At 68.2% G+C, this 15,227-nt stretch carries 13 protein-coding genes and 4 pseudogenes; 11 read left to right on the top strand and 6 right to left on the bottom strand.

The window, feature by feature from the left end; translation table 11 throughout:
* Nucleotides 1-113: 113 nt before the first annotated feature.
* Nucleotides 114-523, bottom strand: a pseudogene (locus AB0F13_RS27515) (IS5/IS1182 family transposase); the annotation flags it as partial.
* 285 nt (nt 524-808) lie between these two features.
* Here AB0F13_RS27515 and AB0F13_RS27510 point away from each other — a divergent pair.
* The 3 genes and pseudogenes from AB0F13_RS27510 to AB0F13_RS27500 all read left to right on the top strand — a co-directional run.
* Nucleotides 809-1,168: pseudogene (locus AB0F13_RS27510) on the top strand (beta-ketoacyl synthase N-terminal-like domain-containing protein); the annotation flags it as partial.
* A 19-nt stretch (nt 1,169-1,187) separates the two neighbouring features.
* Entirely contained in the window at nt 1,188-2,090 is a 903-nt protein-coding gene (locus AB0F13_RS27505) for an IS701 family transposase (RefSeq protein ID WP_362087824.1), read from the top strand.
* Nucleotides 2,091-2,411: 321 nt separating this feature from the next.
* Entirely contained in the window at nt 2,412-3,875 is a 1,464-nt protein-coding gene (locus AB0F13_RS27500; protein WP_362087822.1) for an alpha/beta fold hydrolase, read from the top strand.
* A 116-nt stretch (nt 3,876-3,991) separates the two neighbouring features.
* Here the strand turns inward: AB0F13_RS27500 and AB0F13_RS27495 are convergent.
* Nucleotides 3,992-4,177 (bottom strand): annotated as a pseudogene (locus AB0F13_RS27495) (transposase); the annotation flags it as partial.
* 72 nt (nt 4,178-4,249) lie between these two features.
* Between AB0F13_RS27495 and AB0F13_RS27490 the strand changes: the two are divergent.
* Complete coding sequence (locus tag AB0F13_RS27490; protein ID WP_362087819.1) at nt 4,250-4,408, top strand: hypothetical protein; 159 nt, start codon at nt 4,250-4,252, stop codon at nt 4,406-4,408.
* Between the two features lie 92 nt (nt 4,409-4,500).
* Here AB0F13_RS27490 and AB0F13_RS27485 read toward each other — a convergent pair whose 3' ends face one another.
* The 3 genes from AB0F13_RS27485 to AB0F13_RS27475 form a co-directional block, all read right to left on the bottom strand.
* The gene (locus tag AB0F13_RS27485; protein WP_362087816.1) at nt 4,501-5,667 is read right to left on the bottom strand and encodes an IS630 family transposase; all 1,167 of its coding nucleotides are present in this window, start codon (nt 5,665-5,667) and stop codon (nt 4,501-4,503) included.
* Between the two features lie 371 nt (nt 5,668-6,038).
* On the bottom strand, nt 6,039-6,365 hold the full coding sequence (locus AB0F13_RS27480) for a hypothetical protein (RefSeq protein ID WP_362087813.1): 327 nt from the start codon (nt 6,363-6,365) through the stop codon (nt 6,039-6,041).
* 164 nt (nt 6,366-6,529) lie between these two features.
* A complete protein-coding gene (locus AB0F13_RS27475) occupies nt 6,530-7,750 on the bottom strand; it encodes an acetylhydrolase (protein ID WP_362087810.1) in 1,221 nt (406 codons plus the stop codon).
* A gap of 1,383 nt (nt 7,751-9,133) precedes the next feature.
* On the opposite strand from AB0F13_RS27475, the gene AB0F13_RS27470 reads away from it, so the two are divergent.
* The 7 genes and pseudogenes from AB0F13_RS27470 to AB0F13_RS27440 all read left to right on the top strand — a co-directional run bounded on the left by AB0F13_RS27470 (nt 9,134) and on the right by AB0F13_RS27440 (nt 13,496).
* On the top strand, nt 9,134-9,367 hold the full coding sequence (locus AB0F13_RS27470; RefSeq protein ID WP_362087807.1) for a DUF6192 family protein: 234 nt from the start codon (nt 9,134-9,136) through the stop codon (nt 9,365-9,367).
* A 3-nt stretch (nt 9,368-9,370) separates the two neighbouring features.
* Entirely contained in the window at nt 9,371-9,814 is a 444-nt protein-coding gene (locus tag AB0F13_RS27465) for a RacP protein (protein WP_362087804.1), read from the top strand.
* A 91-nt stretch (nt 9,815-9,905) separates the two neighbouring features.
* Nucleotides 9,906-10,706, top strand: a pseudogene (locus AB0F13_RS27460) (IS5 family transposase); the annotation flags it as partial.
* A gap of 497 nt (nt 10,707-11,203) precedes the next feature.
* Nucleotides 11,204-11,533, top strand: coding sequence for a hypothetical protein (locus tag AB0F13_RS27455; RefSeq protein ID WP_362087801.1), 330 nt, complete (start codon nt 11,204-11,206; stop codon nt 11,531-11,533).
* A 513-nt stretch (nt 11,534-12,046) separates the two neighbouring features.
* Nucleotides 12,047-12,769 carry a histidine phosphatase family protein gene (locus AB0F13_RS27450; protein WP_362087798.1) on the top strand — a complete coding sequence of 241 codons (723 nt, stop codon included), beginning with the start codon at nt 12,047-12,049 and terminating at the stop codon, nt 12,767-12,769.
* Nucleotides 12,766-13,059, top strand: coding sequence for a hypothetical protein (locus AB0F13_RS27445; protein ID WP_362087795.1), 294 nt, complete (start codon nt 12,766-12,768; stop codon nt 13,057-13,059). Before AB0F13_RS27450 ends, AB0F13_RS27445 begins: the two co-directional genes overlap by 4 nt.
* Nucleotides 13,056-13,496, top strand: coding sequence for a zeta toxin family protein (locus tag AB0F13_RS27440; RefSeq protein ID WP_362087792.1), 441 nt, complete (start codon nt 13,056-13,058; stop codon nt 13,494-13,496). Before AB0F13_RS27445 ends, AB0F13_RS27440 begins: the two co-directional genes overlap by 4 nt.
* 771 nt (nt 13,497-14,267) lie before the next feature.
* On the opposite strand, the gene AB0F13_RS27435 is transcribed toward AB0F13_RS27440, so the two are convergent.
* Entirely contained in the window at nt 14,268-14,645 is a 378-nt protein-coding gene (locus AB0F13_RS27435; protein ID WP_362087789.1) for a hypothetical protein, read from the bottom strand.
* Nucleotides 14,646-15,227 lie beyond the last annotated feature (582 nt).

Here is a 15,227-nt window from a genome sequence, read left to right as displayed (position 1 = left end):
ACCAACTGCCACAGACCGCCGGGAACAATCCAGTCCCACCGCCCACTCCCCATGACCACACCAACGGACAACAGCCATGTAGGACACGGTCTTAGAACCGACCGGTAAATGGATCACTTGAGGCGGCGTGTGGTGGGACGCTGATCCCAGAGGTAGTGAATGGTGGCGTGGCAGATCAGCATGCGGAGAGTGACGAGTGCTGCGGGCAGGTGGAGGTAGAACTCGACGACGGTGCTGCTCTTCTCGGTGCAGCGTCGCAGCTTGCCGTAGCTGTTCATCCACGAGTGCGTTCGTTCCACGCCCCACCGCTTGCCGACCTGGAACGGGGCCGGCACGCCCTTGCGGGCGATCTCACCGGTGAAGCCCAACTTCCGGAGGAGGGCGGGCGGGATGTGTTGCTGTCATAGCCCCGGTCGAGGTTGACGTTCACGTCGTCCGGCAGTGGCCCGAGCTGGTCCATTGCTGCGTGGAGAGTCGGTCCGAGCAGAGGCGAGTCATGGCGGTTGTCGTCCTTTGTGATTACTCGGCGCAGAGAAGTCCGTGATCATGTGGAGCCGTGGCCGTTCTGATGCCCCCGCTGCCTCCCGGGCGCCTATGGCCGGTCGGTCTTACAGCCTGCCGGCTGAACGCCTGGACCGTTGCCTGCTCACTCCCTTGCTGCCAGCACAGAGCCGTCGGATAGGTAATGCGTTCGACTGATAGCGAAATATGGTGACTGTGGGTGTGAATCGTTTTCGCTTTGGGGTCGTGGAAATGCCTTTCGTGCGTCCGGTCAGGTGGATCCGGCTTCGTGGGCGGGTGGGGGCATATGGTCTCGTCGTGGGCTGGTGCGGGGGCGGCGGGCGGGGCTGAGGAGGCTCTGAGCCCGGGCTCGTCCGGGGCGGACTGGATGGACGCGGCGGTCGCGGTGGTGGGTGTCGGTTTGCGGCTCCCGGGCGGGATCTGCTCACTGGAGGGGCTGCGGAAGGTCCTGGTTGAGGGCCGAGATGTGGTTGGTGAGGTTCCCGGTGACCGGTTCGAAGCCCGACGATTCTCCACAGACGGGAGGCCGCGGCCGGGGAAGTCCTATACTTCGGCGGGTAGGTTCCTTGACGATGTGACCGGCTTCGACGCGGACTTCTTCGGTATCTCGCCGCGGGAGGCCTCTCGGGTTGACCCCCAGCAGCGGCTGGTGCTGGAGTGCGTGGTTGAAGCCTTCGACGATGCTGGGATCGACCCGTGGGTACTCCGGGACCTTGGGAAAGGTCGGGAACTGCCAGATCGGGGTCAGTGTCCATGCCGCCTCCGATGCGGCTTCCTGCCCGCTGGCCTGGCGGTTGTTCCTGCCGGAGAAGTGGGACCTGCCTGAGGCAGCCGGGCAGCGGGCCCGCTGCCGCGTCCCCGGGGACGAGCGTCACCGGCCCAAGTGGCAGCTCGCGCTGGAGATGCTCGATGAACTCGCCGCCACCGGCCTGCGGCCGGACGTGCTGGTCGCCGACATCGACTACGGTGCCAATGCTTCCTTCCGCCGGGGACTGGAAGAACGCGGCCTGGCCTTCGCTCTGCAGGTCAAGGGTGAGCTGACCGCCTACCCGGCCACGGCCGAACCCCACCAGCCCGTCTATGGCGGTCTTGGGCCCCGCCCGCTGCCGCGATACCGGACCCGGCCGGTCAGCCTGCGCGAGCATGTGCTGGACGCCGGCTGGGACCAGGCCGTCACCATCACTTGGCGTAAGGGTTCGAAAGGTCCGATGACCTCGGCTTTCATCGCTTTACGAGTCCGGCTGGCCGGCCGCCGGCCCAAGCCTGCCCTCGACGGCACGATCCCACTCCGCTGGCTGATTGCCCAGTGGCCCGACGGTCAGGATGAGCCGGTCAAGTACTGGATTTCGAACCTGCCTGCCGACATCCCGGTCCCGGACCTGGTGCGGCTGGCGAAACTGCGCTGGCGCATCGAGCATGACTACCGCGAGCTGAAGACTTCGCTCGGGCTCGACCACTTCGAGGGACGTTCCTTCGCCGGCTGGCACCGCCACGTCACCCTCGTCACCGCGGCCCATCTGTTCCTGACCGAACAGCGGACCGACCCAAGAGCCCCTGCCAGGGCCTGACTCTCTACCAGGCCCTGCACCAGCTCCAACGCCTACTCGTGACCTGGACCGGTACCTGTCCGACCTGCCACCAGCCCACACCCTGGCAGCCCTACGGCACCACCTAACAAAGCACTACTAGGCCAGTAGATCTACGCCCGGTTCCGTCAGTCGTCTGTTCGGCCGAACTCGCGTGGCGAGGCCCGCGCGCCCGGCGAAGGATGCGGCGTAGAGGTGATCCGCGAGCTTAGGCAGTCGGGAGATGCGGTGGACGGCAGTCAGGAGAACGACGGCCAAGGGCGCGGGTGGGCGCCGGCCCGGTGGTGGCGGAGCCGGTCAGTCGTGCACAGGCGGTGGATCGCGCTGGGGACCTGCCTGGCCGTGGGCACCTTCGGCGTGGCCGGGCTGCTCGCTGTCGACGCCATCCGGTTCGCGGATCCGCCCTGCGACGAGAAGCCGACCGACATCACCACCAGCGACTACGCGCTGGACTTCACCGTGCCGAACGGTCTGATGCCGGACCCGCAGTTCAACGGGCAGAAGGCGAAGGTGGCCGTGCACCGGGTGCAGCCGGAGTACCAGCACGGGCGGTGCCCGAACGCGCCCTCCAAGGCCGCCGTGCTGATCCACGGCCGTTCGATTCCAGGGCGGCCGGTCTTCGACCTGAAGGGCAAGGACCAGCACAACAACAAGATGAGCGTGCAGGAAGGGCTCGCCCGAGCGGGCATCGACACCTTCGCGCCGGACATGCTCGGCTACGGCTATTCCACGCGGTTCGAGCACGGCCTGGACGACCCCCACAACGCCAGCCTCTCGGTTCCCTTCAACGCCGACGGCACTTGCCCGGAGCCGACGGGGTTGTGCGACCGTTCGCACAACCCCGCGATCTTTCCGCTCAAGCAGCAGGCCGAAAAACTCAACCCGAACCCGCTCGACAAGCTGTACGCCCACTCCAGCAAGGTGCGCTTCGCGAGCATGGACACGTGGGTGCGTGACATCCGCCAGGCCATCGACGACGCCATCGCGAAGGCCAAGCCGACGGACGGCAAGGTGACCCTCGTCGGGTACTCGCTCGGAGGACCCCGTGTCGGGCGGACGCTCTACGAGGCCAACCCGGTCCTGCCCGACAGCGCGGCCACGATCGCGAAGGTCAACAGCGCCGTCTTCATGTCGTCGCTCTTCGGTCTGCCGACCGAGGAACCGACGTCGCCGGGCCTCGTCTCCTTCCCCCTGACCCTCACCGATCGCAGGGGCGTGAGCACCTGGCCGCTCGCGACGGTCGGCGGAACCAGCGATCAGGATTGCACCGGCCGCATCCCGTTGGGCGCCCAGGACGACGTCTGGAAGGAGCTCATGAAGGGGGACCACATCGGGGAGAAGTGGGGTGGCACCGACCCCAACCACCCCGACGGCCTGAGCCGCACACCGACCTTCAGCACCTACGGCTTCAACACCACCGTGGCGCAGCAACTGAAGATGCCGGTCATGGTGCTCCACGGCACCGGCGACGCCACCGCGCCGGTGGCCAACGCAACGGCCATCTACAACGCGCTTCCGGCGTCGACGACGAACAAGGTGATGGTCCAGGTCACCTGCGCCAGCCACGTCTTCGAGTGGGAAGGATGCGACGGTGAACGCTGCACGCCCCCGAGCCCGGCGACGGTCTACGGCCAGGCCCCCGGTACGCCATGGGCGGGACCGCACGGCACGGTCACCGCGGCGCTGACCGAATGGATCAACAAGGGCACGTTCAACGGGGCGCCGAGCGGGAAGTTCACCGTCGACAAGAGCGGGGTCATCCATTAGTAGTGCTTTGTTAGGTGGTGTCGTAGGGCTGCCAGGGTGTGGGCTGGTGGCAGGTCGGACAGGTACCGGTCCAGGTCACGAGTAGGCGTTGGAGCTGGTCCAGGCCTGGTAGAGAGTCAGGCCCTGGCAGAGGCTTTTGGGTCGGTCCGCTGTTCGGTCAGGAACAGATGGGCCGCGGTGACGAGGGTGACGTGGCGGTGCCAGCCGACGAAGGAACGTCCCTCGAAGTGGTCGAGCCCGAGCGAAGTCTTCAGCTCGCGGTAGTCATGCTCGATGCGCCAGCGCAGTTTCGCCAGCCGCACCCCGCAACCCGCGGCCGGCACCTGCTGGACGTAGCGCAGGCCCAGAACTGGGAGTCCCGGTTCGCCGACGCGGTGACCATCCTCACCCGCGTGCAGGCCATGGCGGGGGAGTGGATGCGCTACCAGGTCCTCGCCCGTGACACGCTCCAGCAGATCTTCGAGGACAAGGGTCGCCGCCGTATCGAGGGGCTGCTCCCCTTGGCGGAGCACCTGAACGTCACGATGCGCTAGCACTCCAGCACCGGGCCCATTGTTGCGGTACCTACATGTGGCCCGCTCCGTCGATGCTTAGTGGTCGGCTCCGGAAGTCCTTCGGGGGTTGATCATGCGACGAGGCGGAACGAGGATTCTTCCTGATGATCGGCGGCCTGCCGGTCGAGCCTGGCCAGCAGATCGTCCAGGTCGGAGGCGGTGAACTTCCACTGGAACGGCTGTGCCATGGCGTTGTAGCGGTCTTCGAAGGCTCGGAGCCGGTCCCCGACCTGGACGAGGTCGGTGAAGTCGTTGGGCGAGACGACCTTGCGCTGGACGACGGAGAAGTAGATCTCCACCTGGTTCAACCAGGAGGCGTGGATAGGGGTGTGGACCATGACGGCGTTCGGGAAGGCGGTGGTCAGCCGATCGGCGGCCTTCTTTGCTCGGTGTGAGGAGCCGTTGTCGACGATCCAAAAGACCCGCTTGGCGCTGGCGTAGGGTTCGGTGTTCATGACCTGGGTGACCAGGTTCATGAACGGGTCGATGCCGGTGCGCGGTTCGGTGCGGCCGAACACCTTCGCGGCGTGGACGTCGTAGGCGGCAAGGTAGGCCAGTGCTCCGCCGCGTCCGTAGGTGTGGTTGACGCGCATCGCTCTCGCCCGGCCCGGGGCGAGGGTGGGGTGGCAGCGGCAGCGGGCCTGAATGGAGGTCTTCTCGTCGGCGCTGACGACGTACTCATCCTCCCCGAGCGGGACGCCGCCCCAGGCGCGGGCGTACAGGTCCAGAACACGCTCGGCCTTGGGTTGGAAACCCGGGTCGGTGATGAAGATCCAGGAACGGTGTTGCCAGGGCTTGAGCGCGTCCTCGGCCAGCCATCGACGCACGGTGGAGGCCGACACGGACGTGGCGATGCCCTGGACCATGGCTTCGCGGGCCAGCTCCGGGCACGACCAGCGCGACAGCGGCGCCCCGGTCTCGGCAGGCAGTCGGCAGGCCAGCGCTTTGACCCGGGCGGCCTGCAGTGCGGTGAAGGAAGCCGGGCGGCCGGTGCGTTTTCGATCGGCCAGGCCCGCAAGACCCAGCTCGGCGAACCGCCCCCGCCACTTGCGCACCGTGTCCAGATGCAGCCCCGTCTCGCGGGCGATGCGCGCGTTGGAGCGCCCGCGCGCCGCGTGCAGCACGACCTGCGCCCGCACCCTCAACCGGTACTCGGTCTTGTGGCCGTAGGCCAACTTCTTCAGCCGCTCGCGCTCGGCGGCAGTTGGGGCTATCGGACGGGCCGGGGCAACGGGCATGGGGCAAGGGCCGATCGGGAGAAGTGGATCACGACAGGCCGTAGCCTGCCGTGTCCTCTTCCCGGCCCGTCCGACAGGATGTGGGCACGCCCGCACCGCTTGGCCGCAGCCGGGTACCTGCGACTTGACCCCTGCATGCCGCGAGGGCCCATGTCCCGTCTCAAACGATCTGGTCTGTGGGTAGGGCTGTAACCTGCGGCGACCAGATCACTTGAGACGCTGCGCTTCCGAAAATCTCAGGTGGTCTGGTCCCGGCTGGTTGGATGCTGGGTGTTGTCTCAGTCGATCCGGTCCGGTCACGCGGCTTCGAATCGGCAACTGACTCAGCCAGAAGACTCTGACGAGACGGTCCGAACGTTCCCTCGCCAGCGTCAGGGCCGGAGTCGCCGTGCCTGCGGGTCGAAGCAGTTGAGGCCCATCGACCAAGCAATCTCCGCCGCGTGGGCAGACGCCTCCGCCGCCATGCTCCAGCGCATGGGGAAGTAGATCAGCGGACCGCGGGCCTCCCTGATCAGCGGACCGGTCGACCAAGGCGAGATGTCGTCCTCGGTGAGGTCCGGCCATCGTTCCAAGAGCGCGGAGACGAACGCGGCTATTCGCTCAACCGGAGGAACCGCAGGCTCCGTGCCGATGTACCGGTCATGCAGATCGGTGAACCCGGGGGCAGGGGCGCCGGCCTGACGGGTGTCCTCTGTCAAGTTATCTTGACCGTTTGCCAAACGATCTTGACTGCGGATCCCTTGCGTGTCGTACAAGCCGTCCCACGGCGCGCTGAACCCGAGGTGGTTCGGGTGGAACTCGGTCCAGTCGTCCTGCTCCCTCGAGCGCCTGCGGCGGACCGCGCCGCCGCGGTCCCGGGTACTCAGGGGAGGAACGTCACTGCCGGGAAGGCTGGGGACGGCCCGTCGAGCAGGTGCCCCCGACGGTGGCGCAGGTGCTCGTCGAAGAACGCGAGCGGGTACGCCTGCTGGATCTTCACCGCCTGGTCAGGATCGAGGGTGCCGATCACGTCCTGGAGCTGCTGCCCGCTCCATCCGAACAGCTTCGCCACCTCTGGGAACAGCGCCTCGTTGTCGCCGTACGAGACGTGGACGGCGCCCTGGGCCTGGATGTTCAGCCGCCAGCCCCGCAGGTGCGACCAGAACGCGGCGGCCTCGGGATCCGTGGCCCGGGTGAACGCGGCGGACATCATCATGAACGGCCGGTCCAGGTCGCCGGCCAGCGGCGGGTTCATCTGCATCGGGCCGTCAAGGCTCAGCCCGGCCAGGATGCGCTCGTCCGCGAGCGTGGCGCAGGCGGTGGCCGTCCCGCCCTTCGACCAGCCGAACGCGCCTATGCGCCGCGGGTCGAGGGAGCCGAGCAGCCCGGCCGGCAGCTCCCGCCGGTCGACGTCCGGATTGCACCCGGCGGCGAGCTGCTCGACGCAGTCGAGGACGAAGCGCAGATCCGCGGCGAAGTCCCCAGGCAGCGTCGGCGCCTTCCGGTCGCGGAGCGGGACAGCGACCCGACCGTCGGGGAACTCGGTGTAAGTGTCGTACTGGTGAGCCACCGTCACAGCCGCGTATCCGTGGCTGGCGAGCTCCTGGACCATGATGGTGTGGTCGCCCTGGTGGCTGTGCGCGCCGTGCGAGAACAAGACGACGGGCAGCCGTCGGCCCGACCGCCGCACCGGAGCGCCCACGTGCCCGGCAGTGAGCGGCGCCAGGGGGACCAGGTCGCTGAACCCCACGTCGGCGAGGAACGCCTGAAGCGCGCCGGCCGGCATCCAGGGCGCCACCGGGTACCGCTCGACGTCCCGGGCGGGGTACCAGACGGTGGCCATCAGCTCGCGGAAGTGCCCGGGGCCCGCGATGTCGTCCGGGCGCGACCGGTCGACGAGGTGCAGTTGGACCGTGCCCACCGGGTGCGGCCCGGTGGGCACGGGCAGCGTGAGCCCCGCATGGGCGGACCCGGGCGCGCCCGGGTCCGCCCATGCGGGGCTGGCGATGGCGGCAAGCGGCACGGCGGCCCCGGCGGCCAGCGCGGCTCCCAGCATGCGGCGGCGCGTCATGTCCTTCCGGCTGGTGAACGGCGTGGTGGTCATGGGCCCTCCCGTGGCCACGGATCGTCAATCGCGCCGCGACGGCCAGTCCGTGGGCACAGGGGAACACTGTCACGTGCCCCTCCGGTGCAGCATCGGCCCACGGGTTTACATCCTGGGGCTGATGCGGTCGGCGGTGTCGTCCTCCCGGTGCACGTCAGCGGCCAGCTCACCGCACCACAGCAGATGGAACAGCGCCGGCTGCACCAGCAGCGGCGCGGCACGGGCCGCCCAACGGCGGCAGAGACCCTGCCAGGCCCCGCTGTCGCACCCGCCTCAGGCACAGGCGCCGCAGTTCCGCGACGTTGCCCCCGAAGCGGCCAGCAACGCCCATGCCTCATCTGAGACGACGAGCGAATCGGACCAGATCATCTGAGATTGGGACCAGATTGCCTGAGACGGGACAGCCCACAGGTTGTGTCCGCGTGGGGTACCGATTGTCCTCTGACAGGTGATCTTGGCCGTTTGGCAGGTGACATTGACCGCTCGATTCGGGGCGCGGGTCGCCGGCGGACGCCGCGGCCCGTCCGTCGGACTCGCTTGGTCAGCGGCCGCCGGGGCGGCCGAGGGCGACGCGGAGAAACTCGGTGATCTCCGCCCGTGCCGCCTCGGCCTGCGGCACTACGGCCGGCATGCTGAGTGCCCATTTCTCAACCCCCTATGGATCTTCGGGCGGGTCTAATCTGGCTCGGTGGCCAGGATTGACGGGCCTGTACGCGGACGGCGTTGTCCGGGCTGCGGTGACTGGCTGAGGCCGGACGCCGGGCCCCGGGCGGTGTTCTGCTCAGGGGTGTGCCGTTCCAGGCAGTGGCGGCGGGTGAGGCTGCGGGCGGCCGCGCTGGAGCGGAACGAGGGTCGGCGGGTGTGCCCGGTGTGCGAGGCGGTCTGGGTGGCCGGGGTGGATCACCGCCGCAACGCGGTGTACTGCTCGCCGCGGTGTCGCCGCAGGGCCTGGGCGGTTCGGAAGGAACCGTTCGTCCAAGCGTTCGGATAAACGCTTCCGCGAACGGTTCATGTGTCCGATTTGCTTTCGAACGGTCATTTGCTGTCGTTGCTGGTGGTGGATCTCAAACCGGGTTGACTCTGACGGGTGTTGGGCTGGGGTGTTGTCGCCGGTGGTCCGGTCTGCCAGGCCCCTGCCCGTGAGAGATGGTGAGGCGTCATGCTCACCGCCACGATTGGCCACATAACCCGCGAGCGCTACGAGCAGATCATTGCCGGCGACCGGGAACTGGTCGGGCAGATGCAGCGCATTTCAGTTCACCATCGGGGACCACGCGCTGGAGATCGAGCCCCTGCAGTCCAAGGGGGGGCGCACGTGCGGCACTGGGTGAGGATGTCCAGTCGGTAGAAGAGACCCTGCACCGGTTCGCGGACGACGTCGGGGTGTCGGTCAGCAGCGTGATGCACTACCGGTTCACCGCGGCTTACTGGCCCCCCGAGCAGCGGGTCAAGGGGGTGTCGATCGACATTCACCGGATCCTGGTCGGGGTTCCGGACCGGTTCAAGGTGATCCGCAATCCGCCGTTCAACCGCCGTTACGGTAAATCCCGGTGGACCGAGGACGCGGCGAAGCGGGTGCGGGGCTGGCAGGTACAGAGTCCGGTGTCGGGCGAATAGGCGATGCCGCGCGCCCGAAGGACGGAGCGCGACCGGCGCCGCTCACCCACGGCGGGGCGCCACGCCGACTCGATCCGGCTCGCGTTGATGGAGGTCGCCCCGGCCGGGCTGAAGAAGACCCGGCTGATGGCGGTCACCGAGTTGTCCGGCTCCCAGCTGGTGCGCGGGCTGGCCGCCTTCCGTGAACTGGCCGGGGAGAAGGACTGGCCGCCGCTGGTGTGGTCGGGTGAGTCCGGCTACCACTTCTGCCTGGACCCCGACGTGCTGGAGGAGTGGGAACAGCAGTGGGCCGACGTGAAGTTCACGCAGATCAGTCGGGTCATCACCGGTGTCCTGGCACCGCACGCCAAGCTCTTTCCCAAGAGCCGCTGGGTTCAGTACGTCGTCGCCCAGATGAACGCGGTCCAAAGCGCACTGGACATGATCGCCCGCCCGCAGATCCAGTAGCCGAAGCGGCGGACCGCACCACCAAGAAGGAGAACGAGGGGCTGGCCCCGGCCCGCCGACCGCACCCCGGGCCGGCCCCTTCTTCTTCTCTATGCGCACATCCCGCTACCCCTACGACACCACCGACGCCGAATGGGCCCTCATCGCACCGCTCCTCCCGCCACCGGCCTGCACGCTGCCTTCAGGCGGACATCCGGAGAAATGGCCCCGGCGGGAGATCGTCGACGGCATCCGCTACCTGGTCGATAACGGGATCAAGTGGCGCAGTATGCCTTCGGACTACCCGCCCTGGCGGACGATCTATGGGTTTGCCCGGAGGTGGGCCGCTGCCGGCGTCCTGGGCACCATCCGTGAGCACCTCCGCCGCCGCATCCGCCTCGCCGCGGGCAAGACACCCAACACCGCGTCGGTGCTCGTGGACTCCCAGTCCGTCAAGGCGTCCGAGACCGTCAGCAAAGCGACGCGCGGGTGGGACGGCGGAAAGTTGATCAACGGCCGGAAGCGACACCTCATCTGCGACCATCGCGGCCTCGTGCTGCTGGTCATGGTCACCGATGCCGGAGCCCAGGACTCACTCGTCGCACGGGAGCTGCTGTTCCGCCTCGCATTCCTGCATCCGGAGATCGCCATCGTCTGGGCAGACTCTGCATACGCCAAGAACCAGCTGGTGCCCTGGGCGAAGAAGTACCTCGACATCACCATCAAGACGGTCCGGCGCCCGCCGGACACCAAGGGATTCGTCGTCCTCCCACGCAGGTGGGCAGTCGAGCGAACTTGGTCGTGGATCTTGAGGGCCCGCCGCCACTGCCGCGACCACGAACGCCTCCCCGAGGTGAGCGAATCACTGATCACCTGGGCCGCCATCACGCTCATGACCCGACGCCTCACCCGCCGCACGAACCGCCCCGCCGAACGCCGTGACGTCGCCCACGGCTATGTGATGCCAGAAGCCGCCTGACCGGAGACGCTCCGTCCTCGTCCCAGCCGCAACCCCATGTCCGGTTCAGCTGAAGACTGCACCGCGTGATGGATGTGACCAGCGAGATGAAAGATTGGCCAGGATGGACGGCGTTGCTATCGCGCAGGTTTACTTTGCATCTTTGGTGATGGATGCCTTGCCCGCGGCCGTGTCTGCGGTCGGGCACAGGACGCCGGTTTGTAGTCATTTTCTGTGGGCTGGGTGGACGGCGGTCACCCTTTCGTCGGTTGCCCGAAAGCTGCGCTCGTGTGAGGGTGACTGGTCCGGCCGGAAGCGCGAGGTTGTTACCCCGCAAAGGTGATACGGGGCTGGTTGAGGTCCCGTCAGGCGGGTGGGTCCTGCTACCGCTGTTCGAGGGATGACGGTCTTCCGCCCGTTATGGTCCGGCCGTGTGCGCGTTAGGGGCAGGCATGAGTATCCATGCGCTTCCAACCCGTATTGCTGTCTGTCTCGCCGTACTCGCGGCTGCCCAGGTCGCATCCGCGGCTCCAGCCTCGGCAGGGGGTTTGGGCGGCTTCCTGTCCCCGGCGCTGGGCAACGGCTGCGCCAACCAGCATCTGAGCGCCGCAGCGCGGGGCGCGGCCGTCTCCCACCCCAGCGCCGCAGGTGGCAACCTGCTCGGCGTGCCCGTCACCGGGCCCCTCAATCAGTGCGGCGGCGCTGACCTGCCCGGGGTTACCTCAATCAATTTGAAAACTATGAATCCGAACAATGTCCTGGATAGCCTCCTCATCTCGTGAAACTCAAGCCAGGCATCCGAGAAGGGCACAGCTGGGCCCTGCGAGGAGTGACGCCCAGGCGACGGCCCTGGGGCAATTAGCCCTGCGGTCGGAGTTGACTGACCTGCGCGGAATGGTGATCACTGCGTACACCCTGTGCTGGCGCAAACACTTCGGGGCGCAATCGGGTGACCAATCGGCTCACCCTGTGAAGGAACGGTTTCCCGCCGCCGGAAGGGCGACCTACCTCACCTCGAAGCCGTCCGCCGGCGGCCCGGCGGAACCGCCTGGCACGACCTCTCACGCCTGCACCACGTCCGGCTGAACCCCCCTCGCCGCAAGGTAACTCCGCCGTACGCAAGATCCCCCGCAAGGTACGTCTCCAATCCGCAACCTTCGACGTCACTGGACACCCAAGAGCGGAGGAAGAGACACGGGCTCTCAAGTCGCGTTCAGGCGGCCCGAATTGTGTGGTGTGTCATCAGCCGGTCGGCCTAGAGTCGCTGTGGATCACATTCTGAGGTGAGGGACCACATGATGCACGAGCCGATGCCCCTACGCTGTGGCCTCGCGCGGCTCACCGCCATTCGCCACGGGCAGAGCACGGCCAATGTGCTCTTCGAGGAAGCAGCGGAAACCGGGTACCCGGCGGCACTGCTGGAGTGCGGTGACGCCCAGGTGCCGCTCTCCGACCTGGGCCTGTTACAGGCCCGCGCCGCCGGACGGTGGCTCGCTGCGCTCGATCCCGCCCACCGTCCGGACCTCGTGGTCAGCTCGCCCTACCTGCGGGCACTCCAGACCTGGGACGGCATGACCTCCCACGCCCGCGAGCAGGGATACACACCACCGCCGGCATTCGTGGACGAACGGCTGCGGGACCGCGAGATGGGCGTACTCGAACTCCTCACCCCGGCCGCCATCCGCACCCGAGCCCCCGAGGAGGCGGCGCGCCGCGAACAGGTCGGGGAATGGTTCTACCGCCCTCCGGGTGGTGAGTCCCTGGCCGACGTCACCGTGCGGGTCCGCGATTTCCTCACCGAACTCCGCGACGGCGCCCCGGGCCAGCGCGTGGTCCTCGTCGCCCACGACGCGGTGGTAACGGCACTCCGGCACGCCCTGGCCGGCCTCGGCAGCCCCGAACCCGAGGCCGCACCTGTGGCGAACGCGTCGGTCTCCGGATGGGAGGGTGACGGCACCCACCTGCACCTTGCTGAGTTCGGCACAACCACCCACCTCAAGGAGCTCGCACGTCCATGACCGACAACGACTCGCACCCCGTCCTTCCCAAGACCCAGCCCCTGCCCGGTGGCCTGTACGCGGGGGAGAGCTACGAGCACGCCATCAGTGACCTGAACCTGACCGTCGCCGAGCTCAGCGCCGCCATCCCCTCCGCAGGGGGCGAGCGCGCGACCGACCTGCGCCGGCGCCGCAACGACCTGATCCGCCTGCGCACCTCGGTCATGCCGACCGACCAGGCCGCCCTCGACAAAGCCCGCGAGGCCTGCGCCGAGGCACGCCACGCCATCGGACAGGACAGCCGGCCGTGAGCGAGGGGTTACTCCCCCCGGGAGAGAACCAGAGGATCTTCCGCGACGAGATCGTGCCCGTCCACTTCGCCGGCGTACAGCGCCAGCGCTCCCCGGTCGCCATCATCATCGGCGGCCAGACCGGGGCCGGAAAGACCGCGGTCACCCGCATGGTGAAGGCGGCACTCGACCAGCGCGGGCCCTGCGCCTGGATCAACATGGACTTCTGCAACCCCCACCACCCCGACTACGCCCGATGGCTGGCTGAACGGCCGCAGGAGGCAGCAGCCCTCGTCCGGCCCGACGGCGATCTGTGGTGGGCCCAGGGCCAGGCACACGCGCTCGTCCAGGGATACGACATCCTGCTGGAAAGCGCCATGGTCACGCCGGCGGAGTTCGAGGACATCTGCCTGCGCATCCGCGCCGCCCGCACGCCACGGCTCTGGACGCCGTCATGACGGAGCACACCCGCACCTGGACGCCTCGCGAAGCCGCCGAATTCACCGCCCGCCACGCCCTGGCCCTCCTGCAAGCACCACCACAGGCACACGCCGAAATCCAGCTGATCACGTCACTCGCCGACCCCCTCCGCCCCGGCGACCCCGCACGATGGCGGGAGATCGCCGACATTGCTATGACAGCACGCGCCGCGCAACTCCCACAGCTCCGGCCGATCGTCAGCTTGCCCGCTTCAGCGACTCAGAGCTCACCCAGGGCCTGGCCTCGGTGCTCCACCAACGATTCGAGGCCGCCGCCCGAACCGACCAGGCAGAGACGACGGCCAGAAGGAAAGCGGAAGACTTCCAGCGCACCGGCGGCGGTCTGGTCGCCGCACGTCTCCGCGAACGGGGCGCGTCTCCCGACCTCGTGCACCGGGCCCGCCAGGCCGCACACGAGGACGTGCAGTACGCACGGGCCTCCGTACGACGGCAGCAGGACGGGATGACCCGGCTATTGAAAAGAGCCACCAAGCTGGTGGGCGAGCTGGCACGCCGCGCAGTGCTGTCACCCCAGCAGCGAGCGGCTGAGCTGCTGGTACGCCAGACGTCCCGTCTGCAGGAACAGCAGCGCGTGGCGCAGACCCACACGCCACGTCAACGTGTGATGCTCCCTGCAACACCTTCGGTGCCCAGGCGCCGTGGGCTGAGCAGCTGATGCGGCTGCGGGATGTCTAGGGTTCGAAGAACCCGTAAGGCATATGGGGCATGTAGCAGTCCCCCCAACATGCCTCATGAGTATCCGAGGGTCTTTCTGGCACGTTGGGTACGTGCGAGAAGCCTGAGCGTCGTTCCATGCAGACCACCGCCGTCACGGTCTGCGCAGCTCGGCGGCCATCTGATCCAGGTCCGCGGCGAGCTCTGGGTCTCCCTGCCGTCGAAGGGCTGGCAGCGGGCGAGGAGTCCGCGGTGCACCAAGGGCCCGGCGCTGACAAGCAGGGTGTAGCCCTGGCCGCGCCGTACGGCCCGGCCTTGGTCGAGCGCGGCCCGCTCGGCATCGTCCAGCTCGGCGACGCGGAGGAAGTCCGCGACCTTGCCCGGCATGTCGAGGGTGACCGGCATCTCCGGAGCGGGAGCAGCCTCGTGGCCGGCGACGGTGCGCTCGGGCATGAGGTCGGCGACGGCCGTACGGACGGCGCCCCGGCTGACGCCGTGCTCACGGGCCAGGGCGGCGATGGACCGGCCGTCTAGGCGGTGCGGACGGCGTCGGTCTTGTCGGCCGGGATAGCCGGGCGGCGCCCGCCCTTGTTGCCCTTGGCCTCGGCGGCCCGCAGCCCGTCGTAGGTCAGCTCGCGCTGGAGGTCGCGCCCCTTTCCGGCTCACCTTGGCTGGACCCCTTCTTCCGTTTCGTCCGGGCCTTCGAGCGGGTCCACCTGCCGACCCGCTGGCACTGGTCGGACTGACGGGGCCCGCCTTGGGAGCGAGTGGCGGCCTCGGACGAATGCGCGCAGCCTGGAAGAGGGGTTGTTTGTGGGGCTGCGCAGGGAGCAACTTTCGCGCGGAAGGGGGGCACTGGGGTTCAAGGAGACCAGCATGCGAGCCAAGAGAACCATGATCTCGTCGTTCGTGATTCCACTCGTCGCGTCAACCGGTTTCGCGGCATCGCCCTCCGAGGCGTCCCAGACGGTTGCTGCTTCACCCATCGCCGCCGGGGAGACCCACCGGGACACGTTCTGCCCGAACGACGGCATG

Source organism: Streptomyces sp. NPDC026206 (assembly GCF_040638465.1).
Lineage (GTDB): Bacteria > Actinomycetota > Actinomycetes > Streptomycetales > Streptomycetaceae > Streptomyces.
The sequence above is the reverse complement of the archived record's forward strand: the minus strand, read 5'-3'. Positions and strand labels throughout refer to the sequence as shown.

What these genes read in the sequence shown, in the direction of transcription:
- AB0F13_RS27485 (WP_362087816.1), bottom strand. Translation starts at nt 5,667, where the DNA reads ATGCCCGTTGCCCCGGCCCGTCCGATAGCCCCAACTGCCGCCGAGCGC.
- AB0F13_RS27475 (WP_362087810.1), bottom strand. Translation starts at nt 7,750, where the DNA reads ATGACCACCACGCCGTTCACCAGCCGGAAGGACATGACGCGCCGCCGC.
- AB0F13_RS27465 (WP_362087804.1), top strand. Translation starts at nt 9,371, where the DNA reads ATGCCGCGCGCCCGAAGGACGGAGCGCGACCGGCGCCGCTCACCCACG.
- AB0F13_RS27455 (WP_362087801.1), top strand. Translation starts at nt 11,204, where the DNA reads ATGAGTATCCATGCGCTTCCAACCCGTATTGCTGTCTGTCTCGCCGTA.
- AB0F13_RS27450 (WP_362087798.1), top strand. Translation starts at nt 12,047, where the DNA reads ATGATGCACGAGCCGATGCCCCTACGCTGTGGCCTCGCGCGGCTCACC.
- AB0F13_RS27445 (WP_362087795.1), top strand. Translation starts at nt 12,766, where the DNA reads ATGACCGACAACGACTCGCACCCCGTCCTTCCCAAGACCCAGCCCCTG.
- AB0F13_RS27435 (WP_362087789.1), bottom strand. Translation starts at nt 14,645, where the DNA reads ATGCCCGAGCGCACCGTCGCCGGCCACGAGGCTGCTCCCGCTCCGGAG.